This is a genomic window from Roseinatronobacter thiooxidans (assembly GCF_001870675.1).
Taxonomy (GTDB): Bacteria; Pseudomonadota; Alphaproteobacteria; order Rhodobacterales; family Rhodobacteraceae; genus Roseinatronobacter; species Roseinatronobacter thiooxidans.
In genome coordinates this window covers 149,952-173,373 of sequence record NZ_MEHT01000045.1, presented here as the reverse complement: position 1 = coordinate 173,373, position 23,422 = coordinate 149,952, and the positions used below count along the sequence as shown (strand labels likewise).

General features: G+C 60.5%; 29 protein-coding genes and 1 other RNA gene. 14 read left to right on the top strand and 16 right to left on the bottom strand.

What is annotated here, in order from left to right:
- Nucleotides 1–75: 75 nt before the first annotated feature.
- Together BG455_RS14840 and BG455_RS14835 are read right to left on the bottom strand one after the other, a co-directional pair.
- Nucleotides 76–492, bottom strand: a complete 417-nt coding sequence (locus BG455_RS14840; RefSeq protein ID WP_071470779.1) for a universal stress protein — start codon at nt 490–492, stop codon at nt 76–78.
- Nucleotides 493–515: 23 nt separating this feature from the next.
- Nucleotides 516–929, bottom strand: a complete 414-nt coding sequence (locus tag BG455_RS14835; RefSeq protein WP_071470778.1) for a universal stress protein — start codon at nt 927–929, stop codon at nt 516–518.
- Nucleotides 930–1,124: 195 nt separating this feature from the next.
- On the opposite strand from BG455_RS14835, the gene glmU reads away from it, so the two are divergent.
- From glmU to BG455_RS14820, 3 genes are read left to right on the top strand one after another with little or no spacing between them, the layout of a single operon-like run.
- Nucleotides 1,125–2,474 (top strand): bifunctional UDP-N-acetylglucosamine diphosphorylase/glucosamine-1-phosphate N-acetyltransferase GlmU, encoded by a 1,350-nt coding sequence (gene glmU, locus BG455_RS14830; protein ID WP_071470777.1) that lies wholly within the window; start codon nt 1,125–1,127, stop codon nt 2,472–2,474.
- Nucleotides 2,475–2,480: 6 nt separating this feature from the next.
- Nucleotides 2,481–4,298, top strand: coding sequence for a glutamine--fructose-6-phosphate transaminase (isomerizing) (gene glmS, locus BG455_RS14825; RefSeq protein WP_071470776.1), 1,818 nt, complete (start codon nt 2,481–2,483; stop codon nt 4,296–4,298).
- On the top strand, nt 4,295–4,984 hold the full coding sequence (locus tag BG455_RS14820; RefSeq protein ID WP_071470775.1) for a DNA alkylation repair protein: 690 nt from the start codon (nt 4,295–4,297) through the stop codon (nt 4,982–4,984). Before glmS ends, BG455_RS14820 begins: the two co-directional genes overlap by 4 nt.
- Here BG455_RS14820 and hisA read toward each other — a convergent pair.
- Entirely contained in the window at nt 4,981–5,703 is a 723-nt protein-coding gene (gene hisA, locus BG455_RS14815) for a 1-(5-phosphoribosyl)-5-[(5-phosphoribosylamino)methylideneamino]imidazole-4-carboxamide isomerase (RefSeq protein ID WP_071470774.1), read from the bottom strand. The genes BG455_RS14820 and hisA overlap by 4 nt on opposite strands.
- Before the next feature lie 95 nt (nt 5,704–5,798).
- A complete protein-coding gene (locus tag BG455_RS14810) occupies nt 5,799–6,389 on the bottom strand; it encodes a PAS domain-containing protein (RefSeq protein ID WP_071470773.1) in 591 nt (196 codons plus the stop codon).
- Between the two features lie 204 nt (nt 6,390–6,593).
- On the opposite strand from BG455_RS14810, the gene BG455_RS14805 reads away from it, so the two are divergent.
- From BG455_RS14805 to BG455_RS14795, 3 genes are read left to right on the top strand one after another with little or no spacing between them, the layout of a single operon-like run.
- On the top strand, nt 6,594–7,496 hold the full coding sequence (locus tag BG455_RS14805) for a YicC/YloC family endoribonuclease (protein ID WP_342742046.1): 903 nt from the start codon (nt 6,594–6,596) through the stop codon (nt 7,494–7,496).
- Between the two features lie 4 nt (nt 7,497–7,500).
- Nucleotides 7,501–8,148, top strand: coding sequence for a guanylate kinase (gmk, locus tag BG455_RS14800; RefSeq protein ID WP_071470772.1), 648 nt, complete (start codon nt 7,501–7,503; stop codon nt 8,146–8,148).
- A gap of 22 nt (nt 8,149–8,170) precedes the next feature.
- Entirely contained in the window at nt 8,171–8,758 is a 588-nt protein-coding gene (locus tag BG455_RS14795) for a 5-formyltetrahydrofolate cyclo-ligase (RefSeq protein ID WP_071470771.1), read from the top strand.
- A 2-nt stretch (nt 8,759–8,760) separates the two neighbouring features.
- On the opposite strand, the gene BG455_RS14790 is transcribed toward BG455_RS14795, so the two are convergent.
- From BG455_RS14790 to hpt, 4 genes are all read right to left on the bottom strand, one after another.
- Nucleotides 8,761–9,852, bottom strand: coding sequence for an AI-2E family transporter (locus BG455_RS14790; protein ID WP_111361151.1), 1,092 nt, complete (start codon nt 9,850–9,852; stop codon nt 8,761–8,763).
- A 206-nt stretch (nt 9,853–10,058) separates the two neighbouring features.
- Complete coding sequence (locus tag BG455_RS14785) at nt 10,059–10,940, bottom strand: cytochrome c (RefSeq protein ID WP_071470769.1); 882 nt, start codon at nt 10,938–10,940, stop codon at nt 10,059–10,061.
- Between the two features lie 65 nt (nt 10,941–11,005).
- Nucleotides 11,006–11,464, bottom strand: a complete 459-nt coding sequence (locus BG455_RS14780; protein WP_071470768.1) for a c-type cytochrome — start codon at nt 11,462–11,464, stop codon at nt 11,006–11,008.
- Nucleotides 11,465–11,546: 82 nt separating this feature from the next.
- A complete protein-coding gene (gene hpt / locus BG455_RS14775) occupies nt 11,547–12,083 on the bottom strand; it encodes a hypoxanthine phosphoribosyltransferase (protein ID WP_071470767.1) in 537 nt (178 codons plus the stop codon).
- Nucleotides 12,084–12,146: 63 nt separating this feature from the next.
- On the opposite strand from hpt, the gene BG455_RS14770 reads away from it, so the two are divergent.
- Nucleotides 12,147–12,593 (top strand): type II toxin-antitoxin system RatA family toxin, encoded by a 447-nt coding sequence (locus tag BG455_RS14770; protein WP_071470766.1) that lies wholly within the window; start codon nt 12,147–12,149, stop codon nt 12,591–12,593.
- Here the strand turns inward: BG455_RS14770 and BG455_RS14765 are convergent.
- A complete protein-coding gene (locus BG455_RS14765; RefSeq protein ID WP_071470765.1) occupies nt 12,584–13,075 on the bottom strand; it encodes a CinA family protein in 492 nt (163 codons plus the stop codon). The genes BG455_RS14770 and BG455_RS14765 overlap by 10 nt on opposite strands.
- Nucleotides 13,072–13,581: a phosphatidylglycerophosphatase A family protein gene (locus tag BG455_RS14760; protein ID WP_425438768.1), complete on the bottom strand. Its 510-nt coding sequence runs from the start codon at nt 13,579–13,581 to the stop codon at nt 13,072–13,074. Before BG455_RS14760 ends, BG455_RS14765 begins: the two co-directional genes overlap by 4 nt.
- 466 nt (nt 13,582–14,047) lie before the next feature.
- Here BG455_RS14760 and BG455_RS14755 point away from each other — a divergent pair, with 466 nt between their 5' ends.
- A complete protein-coding gene (locus BG455_RS14755) occupies nt 14,048–14,236 on the top strand; it encodes a hypothetical protein (protein ID WP_071470764.1) in 189 nt (62 codons plus the stop codon).
- A gap of 107 nt (nt 14,237–14,343) precedes the next feature.
- Here BG455_RS14755 and fumC read toward each other — a convergent pair whose 3' ends face one another.
- The 3 genes from fumC to ssrA form a co-directional block, all read right to left on the bottom strand.
- Nucleotides 14,344–15,738 carry a class II fumarate hydratase gene (gene fumC / locus BG455_RS14750; RefSeq protein WP_071470763.1) on the bottom strand — a complete coding sequence of 465 codons (1,395 nt, stop codon included), beginning with the start codon at nt 15,736–15,738 and terminating at the stop codon, nt 14,344–14,346.
- 100 nt (nt 15,739–15,838) lie between these two features.
- The gene (locus BG455_RS14745; protein WP_071470762.1) at nt 15,839–16,303 is read right to left on the bottom strand and encodes an SspB family protein; all 465 of its coding nucleotides are present in this window, start codon (nt 16,301–16,303) and stop codon (nt 15,839–15,841) included.
- A 129-nt stretch (nt 16,304–16,432) separates the two neighbouring features.
- Nucleotides 16,433–16,783, bottom strand: a transfer-messenger RNA (tmRNA) gene (gene ssrA / locus BG455_RS14740).
- A gap of 84 nt (nt 16,784–16,867) precedes the next feature.
- On the opposite strand from ssrA, the gene BG455_RS14735 reads away from it, so the two are divergent.
- From BG455_RS14735 to BG455_RS14710, 6 genes are all read left to right on the top strand, one after another.
- A complete protein-coding gene (locus BG455_RS14735; protein WP_071470761.1) occupies nt 16,868–17,341 on the top strand; it encodes a DUF2867 domain-containing protein in 474 nt (157 codons plus the stop codon).
- A gap of 232 nt (nt 17,342–17,573) precedes the next feature.
- Nucleotides 17,574–18,260, top strand: a complete 687-nt coding sequence (locus tag BG455_RS14730; RefSeq protein WP_071470760.1) for a 50S ribosomal protein L21 — start codon at nt 17,574–17,576, stop codon at nt 18,258–18,260.
- Nucleotides 18,261–18,266: 6 nt separating this feature from the next.
- Nucleotides 18,267–18,536 (top strand): 50S ribosomal protein L27, encoded by a 270-nt coding sequence (gene rpmA / locus BG455_RS14725; RefSeq protein ID WP_071470759.1) that lies wholly within the window; start codon nt 18,267–18,269, stop codon nt 18,534–18,536.
- A 135-nt stretch (nt 18,537–18,671) separates the two neighbouring features.
- Nucleotides 18,672–19,223, top strand: coding sequence for a GNAT family N-acetyltransferase (locus tag BG455_RS14720; protein ID WP_071470758.1), 552 nt, complete (start codon nt 18,672–18,674; stop codon nt 19,221–19,223).
- A gap of 170 nt (nt 19,224–19,393) precedes the next feature.
- On the top strand, nt 19,394–20,167 hold the full coding sequence (locus BG455_RS14715) for a gamma-glutamyl-gamma-aminobutyrate hydrolase family protein (protein WP_071470757.1): 774 nt from the start codon (nt 19,394–19,396) through the stop codon (nt 20,165–20,167).
- On the top strand, nt 20,164–20,571 hold the full coding sequence (locus BG455_RS14710; RefSeq protein ID WP_071470756.1) for a c-type cytochrome: 408 nt from the start codon (nt 20,164–20,166) through the stop codon (nt 20,569–20,571). Before BG455_RS14715 ends, BG455_RS14710 begins: the two co-directional genes overlap by 4 nt.
- A 6-nt stretch (nt 20,572–20,577) precedes the next feature.
- Here BG455_RS14710 and BG455_RS14705 read toward each other — a convergent pair whose 3' ends face one another.
- The 3 genes from BG455_RS14705 to BG455_RS14695 all read right to left on the bottom strand — a co-directional run bounded on the left by BG455_RS14705 (nt 20,578) and on the right by BG455_RS14695 (nt 23,383).
- A complete protein-coding gene (locus BG455_RS14705) occupies nt 20,578–21,213 on the bottom strand; it encodes a L,D-transpeptidase (RefSeq protein WP_084386466.1) in 636 nt (211 codons plus the stop codon).
- Nucleotides 21,214–21,471: 258 nt separating this feature from the next.
- Nucleotides 21,472–22,113 (bottom strand): bifunctional 4-hydroxy-2-oxoglutarate aldolase/2-dehydro-3-deoxy-phosphogluconate aldolase, encoded by a 642-nt coding sequence (eda, locus tag BG455_RS14700; protein ID WP_071470754.1) that lies wholly within the window; start codon nt 22,111–22,113, stop codon nt 21,472–21,474.
- Nucleotides 22,114–22,198: 85 nt separating this feature from the next.
- The gene (locus BG455_RS14695; RefSeq protein ID WP_071470753.1) at nt 22,199–23,383 is read right to left on the bottom strand and encodes a LysM peptidoglycan-binding domain-containing M23 family metallopeptidase; all 1,185 of its coding nucleotides are present in this window, start codon (nt 23,381–23,383) and stop codon (nt 22,199–22,201) included.
- Nucleotides 23,384–23,422 lie beyond the last annotated feature (39 nt).

Sequence of the window (23,422 nt, the reverse complement as noted above, 5' to 3'; positions counted from 1 at the left end):
CATACCCGTGCAAGGCAATAAAAGGGCCGGACAGTGCAACTGTCCGGCCCCGAACCTTGCATCAAAGATGGTTTATCAGCGCGAAACCAGCACCGAAATGGGCGCATGGCGCACAATCCGCGCGGCGGTCGAGCCGATGAAATAATCACTCAGCCCCGGCTTGTGGCTGGCAATCATGATCAGATCGGCATTGGCTTCCTTCGCCGCCCCAAGGATCGAGGCAGAGGGTTGCCCCTCGCGGATAACGGTCAGCACGTTCAACCCCGGCGCGCCTTTTGCGATTTCGGCAAGCTGGTCGTCAACCTCACGCCGGCGCATGTTCAGATGCTCTTTCGGGATCGAGGCCGCGACATAGCCGGGTATTTCGTCGATCACATGCACCAAGGTAACTGTCCCGCCTTCATTCAGCAGGGTTTGCGCTTTTGCCAGTGCGGCGCGGGTGGTGGCCCCTTCGTTGAAAAGGGCGGCGGCGATTACGATGGAAGAATACATATTGGTTTTCCTGTTGTTGTCGTTCAGCGTTCTACAAGAACCGAGCATGTCGCATGACGTATCACGCGCGCAGCGGTCGAGCCAATGAAATAGTCCCGCAATCCGGGCTTGTGACTGGCGATCATGATCAGATCTGCGCCCGAATCCTCGGCGGCTTGCAATATCTGCCCCGAAGCTGGCCCGTGGCGTACCTCATGCACGACGCGAACATCCTCGTTTGGGTCAATCATGGCGCGCAACTCGACCGCAGCCGCGGCGCGGCGGCGCTCTGAGATGTCGCCGGGCAGTTCGGCGGCAATATATCCCGGCACTTCTTCCAGCACATGCAGCAGCCGGATTTCTCCGCCTGCGTCCAGAAATGATGTTGCGCGCGCCAATAGTGCGCGGCCCTGTTCGATCTGTTCCAGATCGACCGCGACGATAATTCTGCCATACATTCTGGCCTCTCCTTTCCTGTTGCGCGTTCATATCATGCACATACAGTTTAGCCTTGGTCGTTGATTTCGGTCAAACTGGGCGTGCTCTTGCCTGTATTACAGGGTGAAATCACAAGTGACCCTTGCACCCCTTGCGGCTATGCCGGTATCTGCGCCACAGGTGAGGCGGGAATTTAAAGCAGGATACGCGATTTCATGATGGTTTCACTTGTCATTCTGGCAGCCGGTCAGGGCAGCCGCATGCAATCTGACATGCCCAAAGTCCTGCACCCGCTGGGCGCTGTGCCGCTGGTGGTGCATGCCATGCGCGCCGGGCGCGCGCTGGACCCCGCGCGCGTGGTGGTTGTGGTCGGGCATGGCGGCGATGCGGTTGAACAGGTGGTCACTGCGGAAGATGAGGGCGCAATCGTGGTGCGCCAGACCGAACAGCTTGGCACGGCACATGCCGTCGATCAGGCCCGCGCGGCCTTGGCGGGGGTCGCGGGCGATGTGGTGGTGCTCTATGGTGACACGCCCTTCATCCGGTCTGACACGCTGGAGGCGATGATCGCTGCGCGCAAGACGCATGATATTGTGGTGCTGGGGTTTGAAGCCGCTGATCCGGGGCGCTATGGGCGGCTTGTCACGCAAGGCGCGCGGCTTGCGCGGATTGTCGAATACAAGGACGCCACCGAAGAAGAACGCGCGATACCCCTATGCAATAGCGGTGTGATTTGCGCAGATCGTGCAACCCTGTTCGACCTGATCGCACAAGTGGGCAATGACAATGCGGCGGGCGAATATTACCTGACCGATATTGTTGCGCTGGCCACGGCGCAAGGGCTGTCCGCCGGTGTGGTCACCTGCCCCGAGGCAGAGACGCTGGGCATCAACACCCGCGCGGAACTGGCGCAGGCAGAGGCCGGTTTCCAGACCCGCGCACGCGCCGAAGCGCTGGAGAATGGCGTCACACTCGTTGCGCCCGAAACTGTGTATTTCGCGCAAGACACGTTCATCGGGCGCGGTGCGGTGGTCGAGCAATTTGTGGTATTCGGCCCCGATGTCACTGTGGAAAGCGGGGCCACTATCCGCGCTTTCAGCCATCTGGAAGGGGCGCATGTCAGCCGCGGTGCAGTTGTCGGCCCCTATGCCCGTTTGCGCCCCGGCGCGGAACTGGCGGAAGATGTGCGCGTCGGCAATTTTGTGGAAATCAAGAATGCCGAACTGGGCGAAGGGGCCAAGGTCAACCATCTGTCCTATGTAGGCGATGCAAGCATCGGCGCGCGGGCCAATCTGGGTGCAGGAACGGTCACTTGCAATTATGACGGTGTGTTCAAGCACCGCACCGAAATAGGGGCGGGGGCGTTTATCGGCTCGTCCACCATGCTGGTGGCCCCTGTGCGCGTGGGGGCCGAGGCGCTGATCGGCTCTGGCTCTGTCATCACCACGGATGTGCCGGATGGCGCATTGGCGCTGGGACGCGCGCGCCAAGAGGTGAAGCCGGGGCTTGGCAAACGGCTGATGGATCGTTTGCGCGCGGCCAAGGCCGCAAAAGCGAAAGGATAAGGGCAGATGTGTGGAATTGTGGGCGTTCTGGGGGATCACGAAGTCTCTCCGCTTATCCTTGATGCGTTGAAACGGCTGGAATATCGCGGCTATGACAGTGCGGGTATTGCAACAGTTAACCATGGCAAGCTGGACCGTCGCCGCGCGGTGGGCAAGCTGATCAACCTGTCGGATACGCTGGTGCATGACCCATTGCCGGGCCGCGTGGGCATTGGCCATACGCGCTGGGCCACGCATGGTGGGCCAAGTGTGGCCAATGCCCACCCCCACCGCGCGGGGCGCGTGGCTGTGGTGCATAACGGCATTATCGAGAATTTCCGAGCTTTGCGCGAAGAACTGACCGCGCAGGGCGCGGAATTCAGCAGCGAAACCGACACCGAAACCATCGTGCAACTGACCAGCCAATATCTGGAACAGGGCATGACGCCGGTTCAGGCCGCGCGCGCTGCCTTGAAGCGGCTGGAAGGGGCCTTCGCGCTGGCTTTCGTGTTCGATGGCGAAGAAGACCTGATCATCTGCGCACGGCGCGGCTCGCCCCTATGTATCGGCCATGGCGAGGGCGAGATGTATCTGGGGTCTGATGCGATTGCACTGGCCGATATGACAGACCGCATCACCTATCTGGAAGAAGGGGATTGGGCGATCCTGTCGCGCGCAGGTGCCCAGATTTTCGACGAAAACGACCACCAGACCGCCCGCCCGATGACGCGGATCAATGTTGAAACCGCGCGCGTGGACAAGGCTGGCCACCGCCATTTCATGGCCAAGGAAATGGCTGAACAGCCTGCTGTGCTAAAGGCGGCGATGGGGTTTTACGCAGGGCAGGAAGACAACCGGATCGAGTTGCCGGACAGTGTAGATTTCAAGTCAGTAGACCGGCTGATCATGGTGGCCTGTGGCACGGCTTTCTATGCGTGTCAGGTGGCAAAATACTGGTTCGAGAAATATGCAGGTCTGGCAGTCGAACTGGATATTGCGTCAGAATTCCGCTACCGCGACCCGGTGCTTGGACCATCCAATATGGCGCTGTTCGTCAGCCAGTCGGGCGAGACGGCCGATACATTGGCCGCTCTGCGGCATGTCCGCCCCCATGTTGCGCAAGTGCTGTCTGTGGTCAACGTGCCCAGCTCTTCAATCGCGCGCGAAAGCGATGTGGCGCTGCCCATCCATGCGGGGCCGGAAATCGGCGTGGCCTCGACCAAGGCGTTCACGGCACAGTTGCAGGTGCTGGCGATCCTTGCGTTGAAAGCGGGGCTTGATCGTGGCTTCCTGAGTGCTGAGAGCTTCGCGGCGCGACTGGCCGAATTGCGAACCTTGCCCGGCTTCGTCGCGCAAGCACTCGACCGCGAAGAAGAAATCCGGCGCATGTCCGAGGCATTGGCGCAAGCGCGGGATGTGCTGTTTCTGGGGCGCGGGGTCATGTATCCGCTGGCGCTGGAAGGGGCGTTGAAACTGAAGGAAATCAGCTATATCCATGCCGAAGCTTATGCCGCGGGTGAGCTGAAACACGGCCCCATTGCGCTGATCGACACTGATTTGCCGGTGATCGTTTTTGCCCCATATGATGCGCTGTTCGACAAGACCATCTCGAACATGCAGGAAGTCATGGCGCGGCAAGGCAAGGTGCTTCTGATCTCGGATGCCAAGGGGCTGGCAGAGGCGGGCGATGTGCCCTTCCGGCTGCAAATGCCCACAGTGCCGGATTTCATTGCCCCCATCGTCTATGCTGTGCCCGCGCAACTTATCGCCTATCACACTGCCCTGCACAGGGGCACGGATGTGGACCAACCCCGCAATCTGGCAAAATCGGTGACAGTGGAATGACAACCTCGCAAACACTGTTGGACCAACTCTCCGCGATGGGTGACCCTGCCAAAGCCGCCGAACAGGCTGCTTATCACAAGACAGGGCGCATCTTCCTTGGCGTCCCCGCGGCGGCGCTGGATGAGATGGCGCGCGGCTTGCGCGCCGACCTTGACCTGCCCACGCGCTGCGCGCTGGCGCAGGACTTGTGGCAGGGCAACGTGCATGAGGGGGGCATTCTGGCGGCAAAACTGCTGACACAGGCGCGTATCCGGCCCGATGACACCCCCGTTTGGCAGATGATTGCAGACTGGGCGCAGGGCTTTGACAGTTGGGCGCTGGCCGATGCGGCCTCGATTGCGGGGGCTAAACGGCTGCAAGCCCTGCCTGCGCGACTGGACGAGGTTGAGGGGTGGACAGCCAGCGAAAACATGTGGACGCGGCGTGCGGCCTTGGTCATGACCCTGCCTTGGGCGCGCCTGCCGCACCCGAAAGCCGATGATCTGGCCGTGCGTGAACGCGTGCTGGCTTGGGCAGAAACCTATGTGCCCGACCGCGACCGCTTTATCCAGAAAGCCATCGGCTGGTGGCTGCGCGAGTTGTCGCGCCGCGACCCGGACCGCGTGCTGGTATTTCTGGAAGGGCCGGGCGCGGCCCTGACCAAAGGGGCCAAGACCGAAGCGATGCGCTTGATTGCTCAGGTTTAGCCCTTCAGCGCGGCCAGTGCTTCGGCCAGATCCAGCTTGCCATCATACAGCGCGCGGCCAGAGATTGCGCCATTCAGCGCCGCGCCGCAATCGCGCAGCGCGATCAGGTCTTCCAGCCGCGACACCCCGCCAGAGGCGATGACAGGGATCGACACCGCCTGCGCCAGCGCGGCTGTCGCGGCCACATTCGGCCCCTGCATCGCGCCGTCACGGTTGATGTCTGTGTAAATAATCGCAGCCACGCCGGCATCTTCAAATTGCCGCGCCAGATCGATGACATTCACATCGGTTTCCTCGGCCCAGCCTTTGGTGGCCACGCGCCCGTCGCGCGCGTCAATACCCACTGCAACCTGTCCGGGAAAGGCGGCGGCCGCCTCGCGCACCAAAGCGGGGTTCTCGACCGCCACGGTTCCCAGAATGACGCGCTGCAATCCGCGTTTCAGCCAACCCTCTATCGTGGCCATGTCACGAATGCCGCCACCCAGCTGGCAGGGGATTGTGACCGCGTCCAAAATCCCCTCAACCGCGCGGGCATTGACGGGCGCACCGGCAAATGCGCCATTCAGGTCTACCAGATGCAACCACTCCGCGCCCTGCTGCGCGAAGGCAAGCCCCTGCGCGGCGGGGTCGTCGTTGAACACGGTCGCCTGATCCATCTCGCCCTTGTACAGGCGCACACATTGTCCATCTTTCAGGTCGATTGCGGGATAGAGGATCATATGCTTACCCTTTTGCCAAGATTGCCCACCTCATAGCGCGGGGCATTGGGCAGGAAAACCGCAATTTCCCTGTCTGGCGCGGCTTTCTTTCGGGTTCAGGCTTTGCCGCCCTGAATAACCCGAAAGGCAGGCCGTGTGGGGGCCGATGGGGGCGGCAGTTCGGCAGTGAGTTCCACAGGGGTTGCCAGATCAAACCGGCGTGGCAGCTGGCCGGTTGCGCCCTGCCGTTCCAGCACACCCATGACCCGCGTGATCCCCCCTGCGGGGTCGGCAAGCGGCAGAAGTGCCAGTGTGGCTGTCATTTCCGGCTGGCCCATCCGCCCTGCCGATTTGAGTGACAGGGTCACGCGCGCGCCCAGTGCCACTTGCGCCAAGGCCTCGGCCAGTTGTCCGCGCGCCTCGCTCATGAACAGGGCAGCTACAGGCATGCCGCGCATGTCCAGCCCTTGCAGGTCTTCGATCTGATGCCCGCAGATGCGCAGCTTGGCAATACGCGGGGTGATCAGTTCTGCCAGAAAAACATGCGGCAGCGCCGCGCCTAGCGCGCCTGCGTCAATATCGCTGCGCTTGGGGATCGCGCCATTCTCGCGCAGGCCGGACCAATAGGCGCACACGCGCGAGATTACAGAGGCAGCGGCGAAATCCGCGTTCAACTCTTGCCCAGAGGGGGAAACATGCTCAGTCATAAAAATACCCTTTTCATCTTGCAGTCATCGCCGTGGCGGCCTGATCCAGCTTGGTTGACGGTCTGCGTTGCAGGATTTAGTTACCGTGTGCGCAAGCTCTCTTAACAGCGCCTTAATAGCTCAAATTTGGTCCTTATTCTGCGCAAAACTGTGCAGTTGGTTAAAGGCGGCTTTAGCAGAATTCAGACGCAGGAAAGGAACTGCATGCATTCGATGACAGGCTATGCGGGCGGGGCGGTGTCCAGAACGGTGGATACAGAAATCGCGGAATGGGAATGGGATCTGCGCGCGGTCAACGGGCGCGGGCTGGATATCCGGCTGCGCCTGCCCGAAGGGCTGGGCCGGTTGGAAAAGCCCTTGCGCGACAGGCTGTCGGCGCGGGTGGCGCGCGGCAATGTCACGCTTGGCCTGCGGCTGCGCCTGTCGCAAGGCAAGGCAGGTGTCAGGATTGACGCCGACGCACTGGCCGATGTTCTGGCCGCCCTTGATCAGGTTCAGACAACAGCGCAGGCCAGTGGCGTTTTGCTGCAAGCCCCCAGCGCGCTGGATTTGTTGGGCTGGCGCGGGGTGCAGGCGCAAGGCCCCGATCTGGCCGCACTGGATGCCGACACGCTTGATGCGCTGTTGCTGGATGATTTTGAACAGGTGCTGGACGCGTTCATTGCCATGCGGGCGCAAGAAGGGCAGGCGCTGGCCGCGCTTGTCACTGCGCAACTGGATGAAATTGCCCGCCTGACGCAAGCCGCGCGCGCCCTGCTGGACCAGCGCGCCGCCGATATGGCCGCGCATTTCCACAAAGCGCTGGCGCAGGTCACAGACCAGACGCGCAGCGATCCGGCGCGCCTTGAACAGGAACTGGCGCTTCTCGCCGTCAAGGCCGATCTGGCGGAAGAACTGGACCGGCTGGATGCGCATTGCGCAGCAGGGCGCGCGCTGGTGCAGGCAGAAGACCCCGTGGGCCGCAAGCTGGATTTCCTGACACAGGAATTCAACCGAGAGGCCAACACCTTGTGTTCCAAGGCCCAGCATCTGGAGATGACGCGCATCGGGCTTGACCTTAAGGCCGTGATCGACCAGATGCGCGAGCAAGTTCAGAATGTGGAGTAGGGCCATGGCGCGGCGTGGATTGCTGATTATCCTGTCTTCCCCATCTGGTGCGGGCAAATCGACCCTTGCGCGCCGCCTGATGCAATGGGACCCAACGATCCGTTTCTCGGTCTCTGCCACAACCCGCGCCCCCCGCGCGGGCGAGGTCGACGGGCGCGAATATTATTTCACCAGCCGCCCCGATTTCGAAGCGATGATCGACAAAGGCGAGATGCTGGAACATGCGGAAGTGTTCGGCAATTTCTACGGCTCGCCCAAGGCGCCGGTAGAGGCGGCCTTGCAAGACGGGCGCGACATGCTGTTCGATATCGACTGGCAGGGCGGGCAACAGGTGCGCAATTCGACATTGGGCAAGGATGTCGTGTCGATTTTCGTGCTGCCCCCTTCCATCGCCGAGCTTGATTCGCGGCTGCGCATGCGCGGGCAGGACAGCGAAGATGTTATCGCCGGACGCATGCTTAAATCGCGCAACGAGATCAGCCATTGGGCGGAATATGACTATGTCCTGATCAATGACGATCTGGACGCGACCGAGGCTGCGTTGCGTGGCATTGTGCAGTCAGAACGCTTGCGGCGCGAGCGGCAAACCGGCCTGAACGAATTTGTGCGCGGCTTGAACCGCGAATTTGAAGCGCGCAATTCGTCAGGCTGAACCGCAAGGCGGGGGGGAACCTATGGCCGATCCAGTGAGCGAGGCAAAACACAGCCTGCGCCAGCGCGTCAGCGCACAGCGCGCGCAGGTGTTTCATGCCCCGCAGGCCGAAACACTTGTGCGGAATGCAAATTCGCGCCTGATGCAGTTTCTGAAGGCGCATTTCGCAGATGCGCCGGGCCAGACTGTGATCTCTGGCTATATGCCCATGCGCAGCGAGATTGACCCGCTGCCCACCATGTCCGCACATTCCGGCCCCGTCTGCGTGCCTGTGATCGTGGCAAAGGCGCATCCTTTGGAATTCCACCGCTGGACGCCAGAAGGGGAGATGGTCGCGGGTCAATTCAAAGCGCTGATCCCCGCCGCGCGCGACCCGTTAACGCCGCAGGCCATGATCGTGCCTTTGCTGGCCTTTGACCGATTTGGCTATCGTCTGGGCTATGGTGGCGGGTTTTATGACCGAACCTTGCAGGGCTTGCGCGAACAGGGCGCTGTGCTGGCGATTGGCTTTGCTTTTGACGAACAGGAAGTCGCCGAAGTGCCGCGCGATGCAACCGATCAACGGCTTGATGCGATTGTCACCCCGTCACGGGTGATTGCGTTTCCCTGACATCACTCTGCCCCGACTGCGTGGCTGAACGGGCGCTCCTCCGGGGGGGCGGGGGGCTGGTCTGCGGGTGGCAGGGGGAATTCTTCTTCCGGCAACCCTTCGCGCGAGAGCAACACAGCCACAGGCCGCGCCGAAGGGATATGCGAGCATACGATCATGACCGCAACCATGAAGGGCACCGCCAGAAACATGCCCGGAATACCCCAGACAGCCCCCCAGAAGGCCAGCGAGATAATGATCCCGAATGACGACAGGCGCAGGGTTTTGCCCATCAGCATAGGGTCAATCACATTGCCCAGCAGAAATTGCGTCATGCCTGCGATCACAAAAATCAGCACGGCGGTTTGGGGTTCGGGCACCTGTATATAGGCGACAAGGGTTACAATCAGCGTCGCAATAATGGACCCCACCGACGGGATGAAATTCAACACAAAGGTCAGCAGCCCCATCGCGGCGGCAAATTGCAGGTTGAACACACTCAGCAGCAGGAAGATTGCAAACCCTGTTACCGAGGAGATCAGCGCTTTGACCAGAAGATAGTGGTTCACCCGCCGGATGATCGACCCGATAATCGCGCTGACGCGGCGGGCCTGCGCCTTGTCCGCCATGAGTTTTTCAAGCTTGGTGCCAAACCAGACCCGTTCGGCAAACAAAAACCCCACAAAAAGAATGATCAGCACAACCTGTGACAGGATCGTTCCCGCCTGACCGGCGGCAGAGCGCAGATAGCCCGAAATCTCGATGCTGCGTACGGTTTGCAGCACCGATTGTTCCACATCCTCGCCCATCCAGCCAAACATCTGGGCAATCGCGCGCTGCGCGTCATCAGTATAGGCAAGCGTTGTGCTAAGCACAGTGTTAAGCTGCGAAATTACCAATCCGGCCATGATCAGCAAGCTGGAAGCGATCAGAAACACTGCCGCGATAGAGGCCACCCAACTGGCGATTCGGAACCGACCGATCCGCACCCGCGAAATTGAATTTATCGCATCCGATGTCAGCGAGAACAGGATAATCGCAATCGCAAGCGCGATCAGGATGAACTTGGCTTGCACCAGCAAAAACAGGACAACCGCAAAGGCGATAATGCCCATCAGCCATGTTTGCAGGCGGAACTTTTCCGTAAATGTCAGCCGCGCAACGGCGCTGAGCTGTGCGGGTTTGTTCTCGTCTGGCATGGTCTGTGTCGGCTCGCGGCTGGGTATGTGTGCCCATAGTATGGGCTGCGGTCTTATTCCGCACAAGTCCATGCGCTGCATTTAGGGGTATTTTCACGCGAAACTGCGGCAGGGTGATGGCTTTATCGGCCTGCACGCAGAATATAGGCTGCAATCGCGTCAAGCTCGGATTTTTCCAGATGTTGCAGGCTGCGCACCACCGCCGCCATGCTGCCGCCGACGACATCGAAATCAGGTGTCAGGCCGGATTCCAGATAAGCGCTGATGTCAAAGGCCGTCCAGTCAAACCCGTCGCCTGCAATCGCCGGTATTCTGCCGGTGCCGGATGGGTTGGGCGCCCCAAGCAACCACCGCCCATGATCCAGCGCGCCCAATGCATTGCGCGGGCTGTGGCATTCGGCGCAGTGGGAAAGGGCCTCGGACAGGTATCGCCCGCGCGCTTCCTCTTCGCTCAAGTCACCTGTCACAACCCAACCCTCGCGCAGGAACAAAGCTTTCCACAGCCCCACGCCGCGCCGGATATTGAAGGGGAAGCCCAGATCATGCGGCTGCGACGGGGTCGCATCGGCGGGCAGGGTCATCATGAAGGCATATAAATCCGCGATATCCTGCGGATCGGCACGGATATAGCTGGTATAGGGGAAAGCGGGGTAATAATGCGCACCCTCGGGCGAGATGCCGCGCATGACCGCGTTGACGAACTGCCCGGCCGACCATGCGCCAATGCCATATTCGGGGTCCGGGCTGATATTCGGGGCAATAAACGTGCCGAAATCCGATGCGAATTCCCGCCCCCCCGACAGAACCAGCGGGTCTGCATCGCGCTCTGGTGCGATATGGCAAGATGCGCAGCCGGCGGCGTGAAACACCGCTTCGCCCTGCGTGGCGTCACCTGCAAGTGTGGCAAGGCTGGCGGCATCCATCGGTCTGGGCGCAGTAAGCGCCCAAAAGGCACCCCCCGAAAGGACGCCCACAATCACCGCGCCGAACAGCAGTTTGCGCATGTCTCACCTTATATCTGGGGGTGCCAGCCTGCGCACAGGCTGGCTGCGGGAACCAGCCCCAAGCCTTAGCTGGCCTCGTCGCGGTAGGATTCGTGGCATGCCTGACAAGCTTGGCCCACTGGCCCGAAGCCCGCGCGCATCGCGTCCAGCCCGTCGCCCGCAACGGCTTGCAACCCCTCTGCCGCGTCTTGCAGTGCGGCAAATTTCGTAACGAAATCATCCAGATCATCCCAGATTGCGGGGCTGGCGCGCGTGCCATCCACGCTCATGGAATCTGTGCCCTCTGGCCAAAGGCGGCTTTGGTCATGGCGGGTCAGGTGGAACAGGTTATCCGCGGCTGTCTGCGCCATATCCGCGTCATATTCCATCCGTCCCTGCGCCATGCCGCCCATCACACCGAAATTATGAACGTATAATTTGAACTGGCCCTGCCGCTGCTCGATCGCGGGGTTCTCCTCGGCAAGGACGGGCAGCGCCAAAGCGAAACTCAGGGCCGCGCCGCCCAGAAGTGATTTGAAAGTCATAAGCTATTCTCCCTGTGTGCTATTGCTGCAAAGGTAGCGCGTTTGCCCGCGCGCGCAAATTCACGGGCGCGTTACCTGCATGTCAAACAAAGCTGACCTTGCCGATATAGGGCAGGTTGCGGTTTCGTTGGGCATAATCGATGCCATATCCGACCACAAATTCATCGGGTATCTCGAATCCCGTCCAAGTGGCTTTGATATCCACTTCGCGCCGCGATGGTTTGTCCAGCAAGGCGCAGACTTCCAGACGTGCCGGTTCGCGCGCAAGCAGGATTTGCAACACATGGCTGAGTGTGAAGCCGGTATCGACAATGTCTTCTACAACCAGCACATCGCGGCCCGCGATCTTGCCGCTAAGGTCTTTCAGAATCCGCACCTCGCGCGAGGATTGAAGCGAGTTGCCGTAGCTTGAAGCCTCAAGGAAATCCACCTCGACCGGCAGGTTGATCTCGCGCACCAGATCGGCGATGAACACGAAAGAGCCGCGCAGCAACCCCACAACAACCAGCTTTTCTGTTCCGGCAAACGCGCGCGAAATCTCTCCGGCCAGTTCCTCGACCCGCGCGGCAATCTGCTTGGCACTGATCATCTGATCGATAACATAGGCATTCTGCGTCATAACAGCCCCTTGCTTTTTCGCCCCGACTTTAGGACATGTGCGCGCGACAGGAAAGAGTTGACCATGCCCAACCATCACGAATACCGCCACATGCCTTACAGCGCAGAACAGATTTATGATCTGGTCGCCGATGTTGCGCGCTACCCCGAATTTCTGCCATGGACAGCGGCTGCGCGCATCCGGTCACGCAAACCGATCGAGGGCGGCGAAGAGATCGAGGCGGATCTGGTGATTTCGTTCAAGGTATTTCGGGAACGCTTTGGCAGCCGCGTCCAGCTTTACCCCGAGCAGGGCAAGATCGACACGGCATATCTGGATGGCCCGTTCAAATATATGGTGTCGCATTGGCATGTGAAACAGGCCGAGGAGGGGGGCTGTGTTGTCGATTTTCATGTCGATTTCGAGTTCCGCAACCCCGTATTGCAGCGCCTGATTGGCGTGGTGTTCGATCAGGCAATGCGGCGCGTGGTCGGCGCGTTTGAAGCGCGGGCGAAGGCGCTTTACGGCTGAGCGGGGTGTGGCGCGCAGCCGTCCAGCGCGCGCAGCATCATGGCAATGGCATGTGCAACAGTCGCCTCGCGCACTTGCGCGCGCCCGATGGCACCGAATTCAATGGTTTCGGTGTCTGTTCGCGCGGGCATCGCCAGCCCGAAACACACCCGCCCTTCGGGTTTGAACTCAGACCCGCCCGGGCCAGCAATGCCGGTCACCGCAATGGCCAGCCCTGCGCGCGACCGCGCAAGCGCGCCTTGCGCCATTTCGGCGGCCACCTGTTCCGAGACAGCGCCATGTTGCTGCAAACTGTCTGATGTAACCCCCAACATTTCTTGTTTTGCAGCATTGGAATAGGTGACAAAGCCGCGGTCTATAACATCGGATGCGCCCGCAATCTCTGTCAGCGCCGCCATGATCAGCCCGCCTGTGCAGCTTTCAGCGGCCGCAATCCGCACGCCTTTCTCGCGTGCGGCATGCAACAGGCGCGCCGCGCTCATACGCCCATCACCCCATGCGCAAGCACCGCGAAAACGGCCACAACCATAGCAGCCAGCGCACCGGCGATAATGTCATCGAGCATCACACCCAGCGGCGTGTGCATCCGGTCGGCCAAGCCGACCGGGCCGGGTTTCCAGATGTCAAAGGCCCGAAACGCCAGAAACGCCACCACCCAGCCGGGCCAGAGCGCGGTAATCGGCACATCTTGACTCATCGCGCCCAGCGATACCGGCCAAAGTGCCAGCCACATGCCCGCAACTTCATCAATCACAATCTCCGAAGGGTCAGGGTCCGACAGGCCGCGCGTTTCCTGTATCGTGACCCACCAGCCAAGCAGGAACACAACGGCTGTGCCCAGTGCAAGCGCCCAAAACCCGCCAAACATGTGCAACAGCCACGCGACCGGCAAGGCCGCAACAGACCCCCAGGTGCCAGGTCCGGGGCGCAACAGACCGGCCCCGAAGAATGTCGCAACCAGCCGTGTCCATGTCATGTCTTTGCGCATCACCGCTCCTCGCTGCGTTCCGGTCGTTGCATTGTCACAAGGCTGCATAACTGAAACGCTGGCATGGCGAAAGCCTTGGCGGCTGGTCTTGTGTACCATGGGGATGTGCCATTTGGAACAGCACTGTCCCGAAGTCATGTCGCACACCCGCCCGACTGGCCAAAGATGCGCGTCTGGCCATGCTTTCGCGGCCTGTGCAGACCGGGATTCTTGAAGTTGCCATTGCTGCGCTTGGTACAGGGTGAACAGACCATCGTGATATCCTTTTCATCTCGCTGATTCTGCCAAGTTACCGCGCAAACCTTAACAAATGCCAAATCCAACGTGACGCATCCCGAACTGACTTTTGCCGGTGGACAGGGCGCATCGCCCCGACATGATGCCGACTCAGCAGTTGGCATTCATTATTTGTCAATCTGTGTCTGTCATAGTGGCGGTATTGTTGGTCTGGAAAAGGGGTTTGCTCATGATGGTTCCACACCTGTCCCTTGGTGTTATGCTTGCGCTGTGCAGCTGTCTGACCTTGGTTGCGATGGTCCTGGGGCTGTTTGCGCGTGCGCGCCTGCCCCATTGCGGGCGGCTATGTCTGCACGGGCCAGATAATGATGCCCTGTGCAGATATACCGGCCACCAGCAGCGGGTGGCGTTGGCATGAAAACCGTTCTCCGCCAGATCGGCTCTGGGCAGGGTGGTGGCGCAACTCTCTCGGGGACAACAAGAGAAAACGCGCCCCGCAGGGCGCGTTTTCCATGGATCAATCCGTCAGTCTTTCGGCCCGATCATATCTTCCGGCCGGACCACGCGGTCAAAGGTTTCGGCATCGACAAAGCCAAGGCGGATCGCCTCTTCCTTCAGGGTGGTGCCGTTTTTATGTGCGGTTTTGGCGACAGTGGTCGCGTTGTCATACCCGATCGTGGGGGCAAGCGCCGTGACCAGCATCAAGGATTCTTTCATCAGCCTGTCAATACGTTCGACATTCGCCTTGGTGCCAACAACCATGTTATCGGTGAAGGATGACGCGGCATCGCCCAGCAGTTGCATGCTTTGCAACACGTTATAGCTCATCATCGGGTTATAGACATTCAACTCGAAATGCCCTTGAGAGCCGGCAAACCCGACAGCGGCATCATTGCCCATGACATGGGCGCAAACCATGGTCAGCGCTTCGGCCTGTGTGGGGTTCACCTTGCCGGGCATGATCGAAGACCCCGGTTCGTTCTCGGGCAAGATCAACTCGCCCAGACCCGAACGCGGACCAGACCCCAAAAGCCGCATGTCATTGGCGATTTTGAACAGCGATGCAGCCACGGTTTTCAGCGCGCCTGAAAACATGACCATCGCATCATGCGCTGCCAATGCCTCGAATTTGTTGGGGGCTGTGACAAAAGGCAGGTCGGTGATCTGCGCGATATGGGCTGCGACATTCACATCCCAGCCCTTGCGGGTGTTCAGGCCGGTGCCCACCGCTGTGCCGCCCTGTGCCAGTTCGTAGATATGGGGCAGGCACATCTCGACCCGCGCGATGCCCATTTTGACCTGATGCGCATAACCGCCGAATTCCTGACCCAGTGTCAGGGGCGTGGCATCTTGCGTATGGGTGCGCCCGATCTTGATGATATCTTTGAATTCTTCGGATTTCGCGGCCAGCGCGGCGTGCAATTTGTGCAGCCCCGGCAGCAGCACATCGCGCGCCAGCATGCCGATGGCGACATGCATCGCAGTGGGGAACGTGTCGTTTGATGACTGGCCCATATTGCAATGGTCATTCGGGTGGACCGGGTCTTTCGACCCCATTGTCCCGCCCAGAATCTCGATCGCACGGTTCGAGATGACCTCATTGGCGTTCATATTCGACTGGGTGCCGGACCCTGTCTGCCAGACGACAAGCGGAAAATTATCGTCAAATTTGCCGTCATAGACTTCTTGCGCGGCTTGCGTGATTGCCTTGGTCAACCGCGCATCAAGCGTGCCCTGTTCATGGTTCACAAGCGCGCAGGCCCATTTGATCGCGCCAAGTGCGCGGATAATGGGCACAGGCTGGCGTTCCCAGCCAATCGGAAAATTCAGGATAGAGCGCTGCGTCTGCGCGCCCCAATACTTATCTGCGGGAACTTCGAGAGGGCCAAAACTGTCAGTCTCGGTACGGGTCGCGGGCATGGGTGGCTCCTTGGCGGCATCTATCCGACCCAGTGCTTAGCCCGTGCATAAACAGAAATCAATTGGCATGCGATTGCATACTGGTCTTGCCCGAGGGCAATTATTTCCGAAACCGATCAAGGCTGACAACTTCGCCGGTTTTTTCTTCCTGCGGCGCATCTTCCAGCATGGGCGCGTCTTCGTCGTCATCCTCGTCGTCGTCGAGCTCGTCGCTGTGCAATTCAAACCGCAGCCCGAATTCTACAGACGGATCGACAAAGGTCGAGATGGCGTCGAAGGGCACATAAAGCGGTTCCGGTGCGTTGCCGAAATTCAGGGTAATGGCAAAGCCGTCATCATCGACGACCAGATTCTCGAACCAATGCTGCACGACAAGGGTGATTTCCTCGGGATAGCGCGCGCGCAGCCAATCCGCCATTTGCATGTCGGGGTGGCCGGTATCGAGGGTGATGAAGAAATGATGCTCGCCGGGCAGGCCGTCACGGGCGACCCCGTCCATTACCTTGCGGATCAGTCCCCGCATGGCGTCATGCATCAGATTGCCATAATCTATACCGCGTGTCATTGGCCCCTCACTTCCTGCACATGCAGCATAGGCGTTTCACGGCGGAATAAAAGCCCTGACGCACCACCGCATATCAGATTTCTGCACTGTCCCGCCCTTGGGGCGCCGCATTTATGCAAATTTGATGAAAGTGCAGGCTTCTGTTGCCAGGTGCCTGCGAACCCCGCCTTACGCGGCTAAGCGCAAGGGCTTAAGTTTCGGTTTGGTTACTGCTTACGCAGCAACTGCTACCGGAGCACGGTTGTCATTTGCAACTGTACGTTTTGCACCGATAACGGTGGTGGCTCACCGAGACAAAGCATAACCCCTTTAGACGTTCGTCGATCCTGTTTCGGCCCCATGATCCCCAAATGAAGGATGATTGGTGGAGCCGCCGGGTACCGCCCCCGGGTCCGATCCGCTTATTACGAGCGCGTTTATGTCCATAGTCCCTTGCGGGACAGTGCAGATTTAGGGTGCAGCGCGGGCGGATGCAAGGGGAGCGTGGAAAAACAGCGCAAGAGATTGACTTGCGCGCGACCAGCCGACAGAAATCTGCAAACACGCGAGGGGCAGGGCCGTTCGATGAGTCAGCGCGCCAGAACGCTTGGGCCGCCAGAGGCGCTGGATTATTATGATGTCCGGCAGGTGCAATTGCCTGTCTCTCTGACACCGTTGGAGGTGTGGAACCTGATTATGCGCGATCCGCAGCCCGTCTTGCGCGTGGCATTTGCAGTTAGGGACGCAATTTCAGCACGCTTTGGTGTCAAACGTATCGGTGGTTTTTCGGGGCAGGCGCACGAGTCTGTGCAGGTGGGCGCATATCTGGATTTCTTTCTGGTCGAGCATATCGGCCCCGATTTCATGCTGCTGACCGAACGCGACCGCCATCTGGATGTCATGACCTGCATCGCCTGCGACAATGGTTGCGTGACCGTCACATCATCCGTGGTGACACATAATCTTTATGGCCGGATCTATATGCTGCCAGTCGGTCTGGCCCATAAATGGATCGTCAGTGGAATGCTGCGCCGGTTGAAGCGGCGCTTGCAGCGCTGAGAGTGCTGCGGTGTGGCTGGGCACATCGTTGCCCGCCTGTTCTGCGCATTTCTCCCCACTGCGGCTTGACTTCGCGCGCGCTTTCTCGCATAGGGCGGCTTCCGTTCGGGCATTCGGCCCGCGCGGCGTATAGCTATTGTCCGCAAGCGCGGGCACGCCGTTCGAGGCAGATCAACGCCTGCACCCGATGCAGGGGCCACAGAGCGCGGAAATGAAAAGAAGGAACAGGCCGATGTTTGCGGTCCTCAAGACTGGTGGCAAGCAATACCGGGTGCAATCCGGGGATGTGCTGCGCGTAGAGCGTATTGCCGCACAAGCTGGTGAAACAGTCCAGTTCAATGAAATTCTGATGCTGGGTGGCGATGCCCCCGTCATCGGCACTCCCACTGTTGAAGGTGCGGGCGTGCAGGCCGAAGTGATCGACCAGATCAAGGCCGATAAGGTTATCCATTTCGTCAAGCGCCGTCGTAAGCACAGCTCGCAGCGCACCAAGGGCCACCGCCAGAAGCTGACGCTGGTCCGCGTCACCGAGATTCTGGCATCCGGTGCGGATGGTACAGGCGTGAAAGCTGCAATCGGCACAGGGTCGGTTTCGGGTTTCGCAGTTGAAGCTGCCGCCCCTGCGAAGCCTGCCAAAGCGCCAAAAGCGCAAGCTGCTGCCGCGATCGAGGGCACCAAGCCCGCCAACCTGCTGACTGAAGCACGCGACGGGCAAGCCGATGATCTGAAAAAGATTTCAGGCGTTGGCCCCAAGCTTGAAGGCCTGCTGAATCAGAATGGTGTGTTCCATTTTGATCAGATTGCCGCTTGGACGCCGGAAGAAATTGCCTATATGGATGATCAACTGTCGTTCAAAGGCCGGATCGAGCGTGATGGCTGGATCGATCAAGCCAAACAATTCGCATCTGAAAAGGAGTAACCCCTCATGGCACACAAAAAAGCAGGCGGCTCCTCGCGCAACGGTCGCGATTCGGCTGGTCGTCGCCTTGGCGTCAAGCTGTATGGCGGTCAGGCCGCGATTGCGGGCAATATCATCGTGCGCCAGCGTGGCACCAAGCATTGGGCGGGCGCGGGCGTTGGCATGGGGCGTGACCACACGCTGTTCGCGCTGACCGATGGTCGCGTGGTCTTTACCAAGGGCCTGAAAGGGCGCAGCTTCGTATCGATCATGCCGATGGAAACTGCCGCGGAATAAGCCGAACTTTTACATTTTGAATGTAAGACAGGGTCGGCATCGCGCCGGCCCTGTTGCTTTTGATAGCCCGTTCACGTCAGGGGCACAGGGTGGCGCTGGAACATACCCAATGCACACCCGATTGGAGGAGTGACGATGAATTTGGACAAAAATATCACGGCGGATCAACCCATTCTAACCTCGCCGCGCATGGTGCTGCGGCCGTTGCAACCCTCTGATGCAGGCTTGCTGGCGCTGTACACGGGCGACAAGCGGCTTGCCGAAGGCACCCGCTCGATCCCGCATCCGCTGCCGCCCGGTGCGACAGAACAGTTTATTGCGCGCGCAATGGCGGCCGAGCGTGAGGAAGATGTGTGGGTGCTGGACGGGTCTGCCGCCGATGCGTCATCGGTGTTGGGGTTGTTGTCGCTGAAGCCGCTGGACCGCCAGCAAAGCCAGATCGGGTTCTGGGTCGCGCCTGCTTTCTGGAATGCGGGGTTCGCATCCGAGGCTGTGCGCTGCGTGATCGATCACAACCCCCACAAGGCCCGCACCCTGTTTGCCGAGGTGTTTCAGGACAATCCTGCCTCTGCCCATGTGCTGACCAATGCGGGCTTCGATTATCTGGGCGATGCCGAAGCCTATTCCGTGGCACGGCGTGCGACAGTTCCCACATGGACCTATATCCGCCGGATGACGGCGCCCTGATCTGCACCATCCCCGCAACCGGGGATGGTGCCTTTAAAAACCGCTAAATTGCGCGGCGGTGTTCACAGAATGCGCCAACTGCGGTGAAATATCCGTTTGGGCGGGTGGCAGGCTCTCGACCTTTCGCAGGGGTTTGTTACATTGAACGTGAAAGCGGGCAGGGTGAAACAATGCGCAGGCCAGTCGTCGGGATTATCGGCAATTCCTATCTGATCAACGATCAATACCCCGCCCATGCGGGGGGAACCATGAATTCCGAAGCGATTGCCGAGGTGTCGGGTTGCCTGCCCTTGTTGGTTCCTTCAGACCCGCGCCTTGTCTCGGTTGCTGAACTGCTGGAGGTGTGCGACGGCTTCCTGCTGACAGGCGGGCGGCCCAATGTGCACCCCGAAGAATATGGCGAGGCTGAAACCCCTGCGCATGGCGCTTTTGACCGCGCGCGCGATGCGGTCGCACTGCCATTGGTGCGCGCCTGCGTGGCAAGGGGGCAGCCGTTTTTCGGCGTCTGTCGCGGCTTTCAAGAGGTGAATGTCGCTATGGGCGGCACGCTTTATCCTGAAATCCGCGACCTGCCGGGGCGGATGAACCACCGCATGCCCCCCGATGGCACGCTGGAAGAGAAATTCGCCCTGCGCCACAAGGTCCGGTTTTGTGACGGGGGCGTGTTCCACCGGCTGATGGGCGCGCGCGAGGTGATGACGAACACCTTGCACGGGCAGGGGATCAAGACACCGGGCCAGCGCATTGTCATTGACGGCCACGCGCCCGATGGCACGCCAGAGGCGATTTATGTCGCAGATGCGCCGGGCTTCACATTGTCTGTGCAATGGCACCCCGAATGGCAGGCAGGGCAAGACCCTGTCTCGCGCCCCTTGTTCGAGGCGTTTGGCGCGGCAGTGCGCGCATGGGCAGGCGGGCGCCAGCCTTGGGCGCTAAGCGCATGAAACCTGTGCTTCTTGCTGGACTGGTGGCGCTTGGTGCAGGGGCGGGGGTTTATCTGCTCTCGGGGGACAAGGGCGGCGACAGCGGCAGTGTTATGGTAAATGTTACAGTTCCCCCGCTGGATGCAGAGCAGCAAGCCGGGGCGGCCGCCTATGCGCAAAATTGCGCCAGTTGCCACGGAGAGAATGGGGCAGGGCGGGACGGTGTGGGGCCGCCCTTGGTGCATATCATTTACGAGCCGTCACACCATGCAGATGGTGCCTTCTATGTCGCAGTGCAGTTGGGCGTGCGCGCGCATCACTGGAATTTCGGCGATATGCCGCGCCAAACCCATGTGACCGAGGGCGAGATTGCGCAGATCATCGCCTATATCCGCGCGTTGCAACGGGCGAATGGAATCGACTGACGCGCCTTAGACAACCACGACCCGCGTGCCAATCGGAACACGGTCATACAGATCAATCACATCCTGTTGCAGCATCCTGAAACACCCGGAAGAGGCAAACCGCCCGATCGAGCGCCATTCCGGCGTGCCATGAATGCGGTAACCCTGATCGCGCCCGTCTGTCATCAGATACAGGGCGCGCGCGCCAAGCGGGTTATCCGGCCCGCCCGGCTGGCCATCTTTCCAGCGTTCCAGATGCGGTTCGCGCTTGATCATCTCGGGCGGCGGCGTCCATGTCGGCCAATGCGCCTTGCGGTAAACGGTCGATTCGCCTGTCCAGTCAAACCCTTCGCGCCCGACAGACAGCCCGTAACGCAGCGCATAGCCATTTTCCAACACCAGATACAGCAGGCGATTCTGGTTCTCGATCACGATTGTTCCCACCTCCTCTTCGGTCGTGAAGGGGACAATCTGGCGGTGCAGGAATTCGGGAATAGCCTCTATATCTATCGCGCGCAGCCTGTGCGCACCGTCACGCCGCGCGGTATAGTCAAGCGGTTCCAGTTCTGGCGGCGGCGCGGGCACAAGGGCAGGAACACAGGCCGACAAAGCCAATAGGCTGCCTGACGCAGCAAGAACAGTCCGACGGGTAAATTTGGTCATGGGCATGCGATCCAGCTTACAAAAAACATCATAACAAGAACTTAAAGCAATTTCAGAAAAAGTTGATAGACTTTTTCGGTTCGAAATTGCGCCAAAACAAAAGGTTATAGCGTTTCAGTGTTTAAACACTGAAACGCTATAACATCAGGCAGGCTACACGCGCCGCTGACACCCCAGTGTAGGATGCGCCCGCGCGTTGCGCAAAGTGAATATGCGCCTGATGTTTCGGTTTTTTGTTTTGCCTGTCGGGAAACTGCCTTAACGCGCCAGTTGCGCGGCCGCTTGTGCCAGCGCGGTGATCGCGCCCCAGTCGCCTGCGGCCATGGCATCCTTCGGGGCCACCCAGCTGCCGCCCACACAAGCGACATTGGACAGGGCCAGATACTCGGGCGCGCGCGCGGCGCTGATGCCGCCAGTGGGGCAGAATGTCACTTGCGGCAGTGGCCCTGCGATAGATTTCAACGCATTGGCCCCGCCAATCGCTTCGGCGGGGAAGAATTTTTGCACTGTATAGCCCTGTTCCAACAGGTGCATCACCTCAGAGCAGGTTTGTGCGCCGGGCAGAAGCGGCATTTCATTCAGCCGCGCGGCGTCGATCAGCGCAGAGGTGGCGCCCGGTGCCACTGCAAAGCGTGCGCCCGCGGCGCGTGCCTCGCTCATCTGGTCTGGTGTCAGCACTGTACCGGCCCCGAGAACTGCCCCCTCGACCTGCGCCATGGCGCGAATCGCGTCCAATGCGCAATCGGTGCGCAAGGTCACTTCCAGCACTGGCAGCCCCCCTGCCACCAAGGCTTGCGCCAGCGGCACGGCATGGGCCAGATCTTCAATCACCAGCACTGGAATGACAGGGGCCATCTGGCACAGGGCAAGGGCGGTCTTGCTTTGCTCGGCTGGGGTCATGGCGGCATCTCCGGTTTTAGTTAGCGCTAACAGCTTGTAGCGGCACGCAGGCACCGCTGGCAAGCCCCGATATTTTCGCGCTGTGCTATTGCAAGTGGCGCATCGGATCGACGCTGTTCATACCATCGCGGATTTCAAAATGCAGGAAGCTGGGGTCGCCCGCGCGCACCCGCCCGATGGTCTGCCCTTGTGTCACTGTTGCCCCGCGCGCCACGGTCAGGTTTTCAAGCTGCGCATAGACTGACAATAACCCGTTGTCATGCTGGATGACGACAACCGGCACTTTGTTGGTATCTTCGGTGATTGCCGCAACCCGTCCGGCGGCCGCAGCGCGCACCGCGGTGCCGGAACTGGCGGCAATGCCGATGCCATGTTCATTGCGCCCCGGCGCATAGGCGCGAATGATCCGCCCGTCCACGGGCATGACAAAACGTGTGGGCGCAGGCGCGCTGCGTTCTTGCGACAATTCGGGCGAGGGGGGGCGCGCTTGTGCTGCGGCGGCTTCCGCTTCGCGGGCGGGGGGCGCAGGTTCTGGCATGGGCGCAGAGGCACTGGGCGGTGCAGGCGTTGCGCTGCCGGTTCCCGGTGCTGCCACTGCGGCAGGTTGCGGTGCCGGTTCTGCGGGCGCGCGCCGCGCAGGGGCAGGCTGGTCGGCCACAGGGATCAGCAGCATCTGGCCTTCGCGCACGCGCATTTCAGGGTCCAGCCCGTTCCAATCGGCCAAGGCGCGCGGCGCGACATTATACAGGCGCGCAATCTGGAAAGCGGTTTCCCCGCGTTGCACGCGGTGGCGCAACGGCTGCTGTTCGGCAGGTTGGGTTGCCGCAGGCGGGGTGGGCGCAGGCGCCCTGCCTTCGGCGCGCGAAATCGCGCTATCGGCCAGCGTGGAAATCTCGATCTCGCCCGCGCGGGTGGGGCTGCCAACGCTTTGGCCGTCCAGTTTGCGCGGCAGGGCCACAACCTCGCCTGCGCGCAGGCTGGTTTCTGGGGTCAGGGCGTTGAAGCGCGCAAGCTCTCCCTCGCTCATGCCGATGCGTTGCGCGACACTGCCCACAGTGTCACCGGCGCGCGCAATGGCGACCTGATAATCGGGGTAGCTGATGATGCCGCGGTCGTCAGGGCGGGGGCGATCTGCGGTGGCCTGTCGCGCGGCCTCGGCGGTGGAAAAACCGTTTCCCGAATTGCGCATGTCCAGATCGAAATCGCTGCAAGCGCCCAAAGCAAGGGTTGCTGCGCTACACAGCAAGACTATCCGACGGTGGTTCAACATCTGCTCTGCCCTTTGCATTGGCGCGGTGGTGCAGCGGTA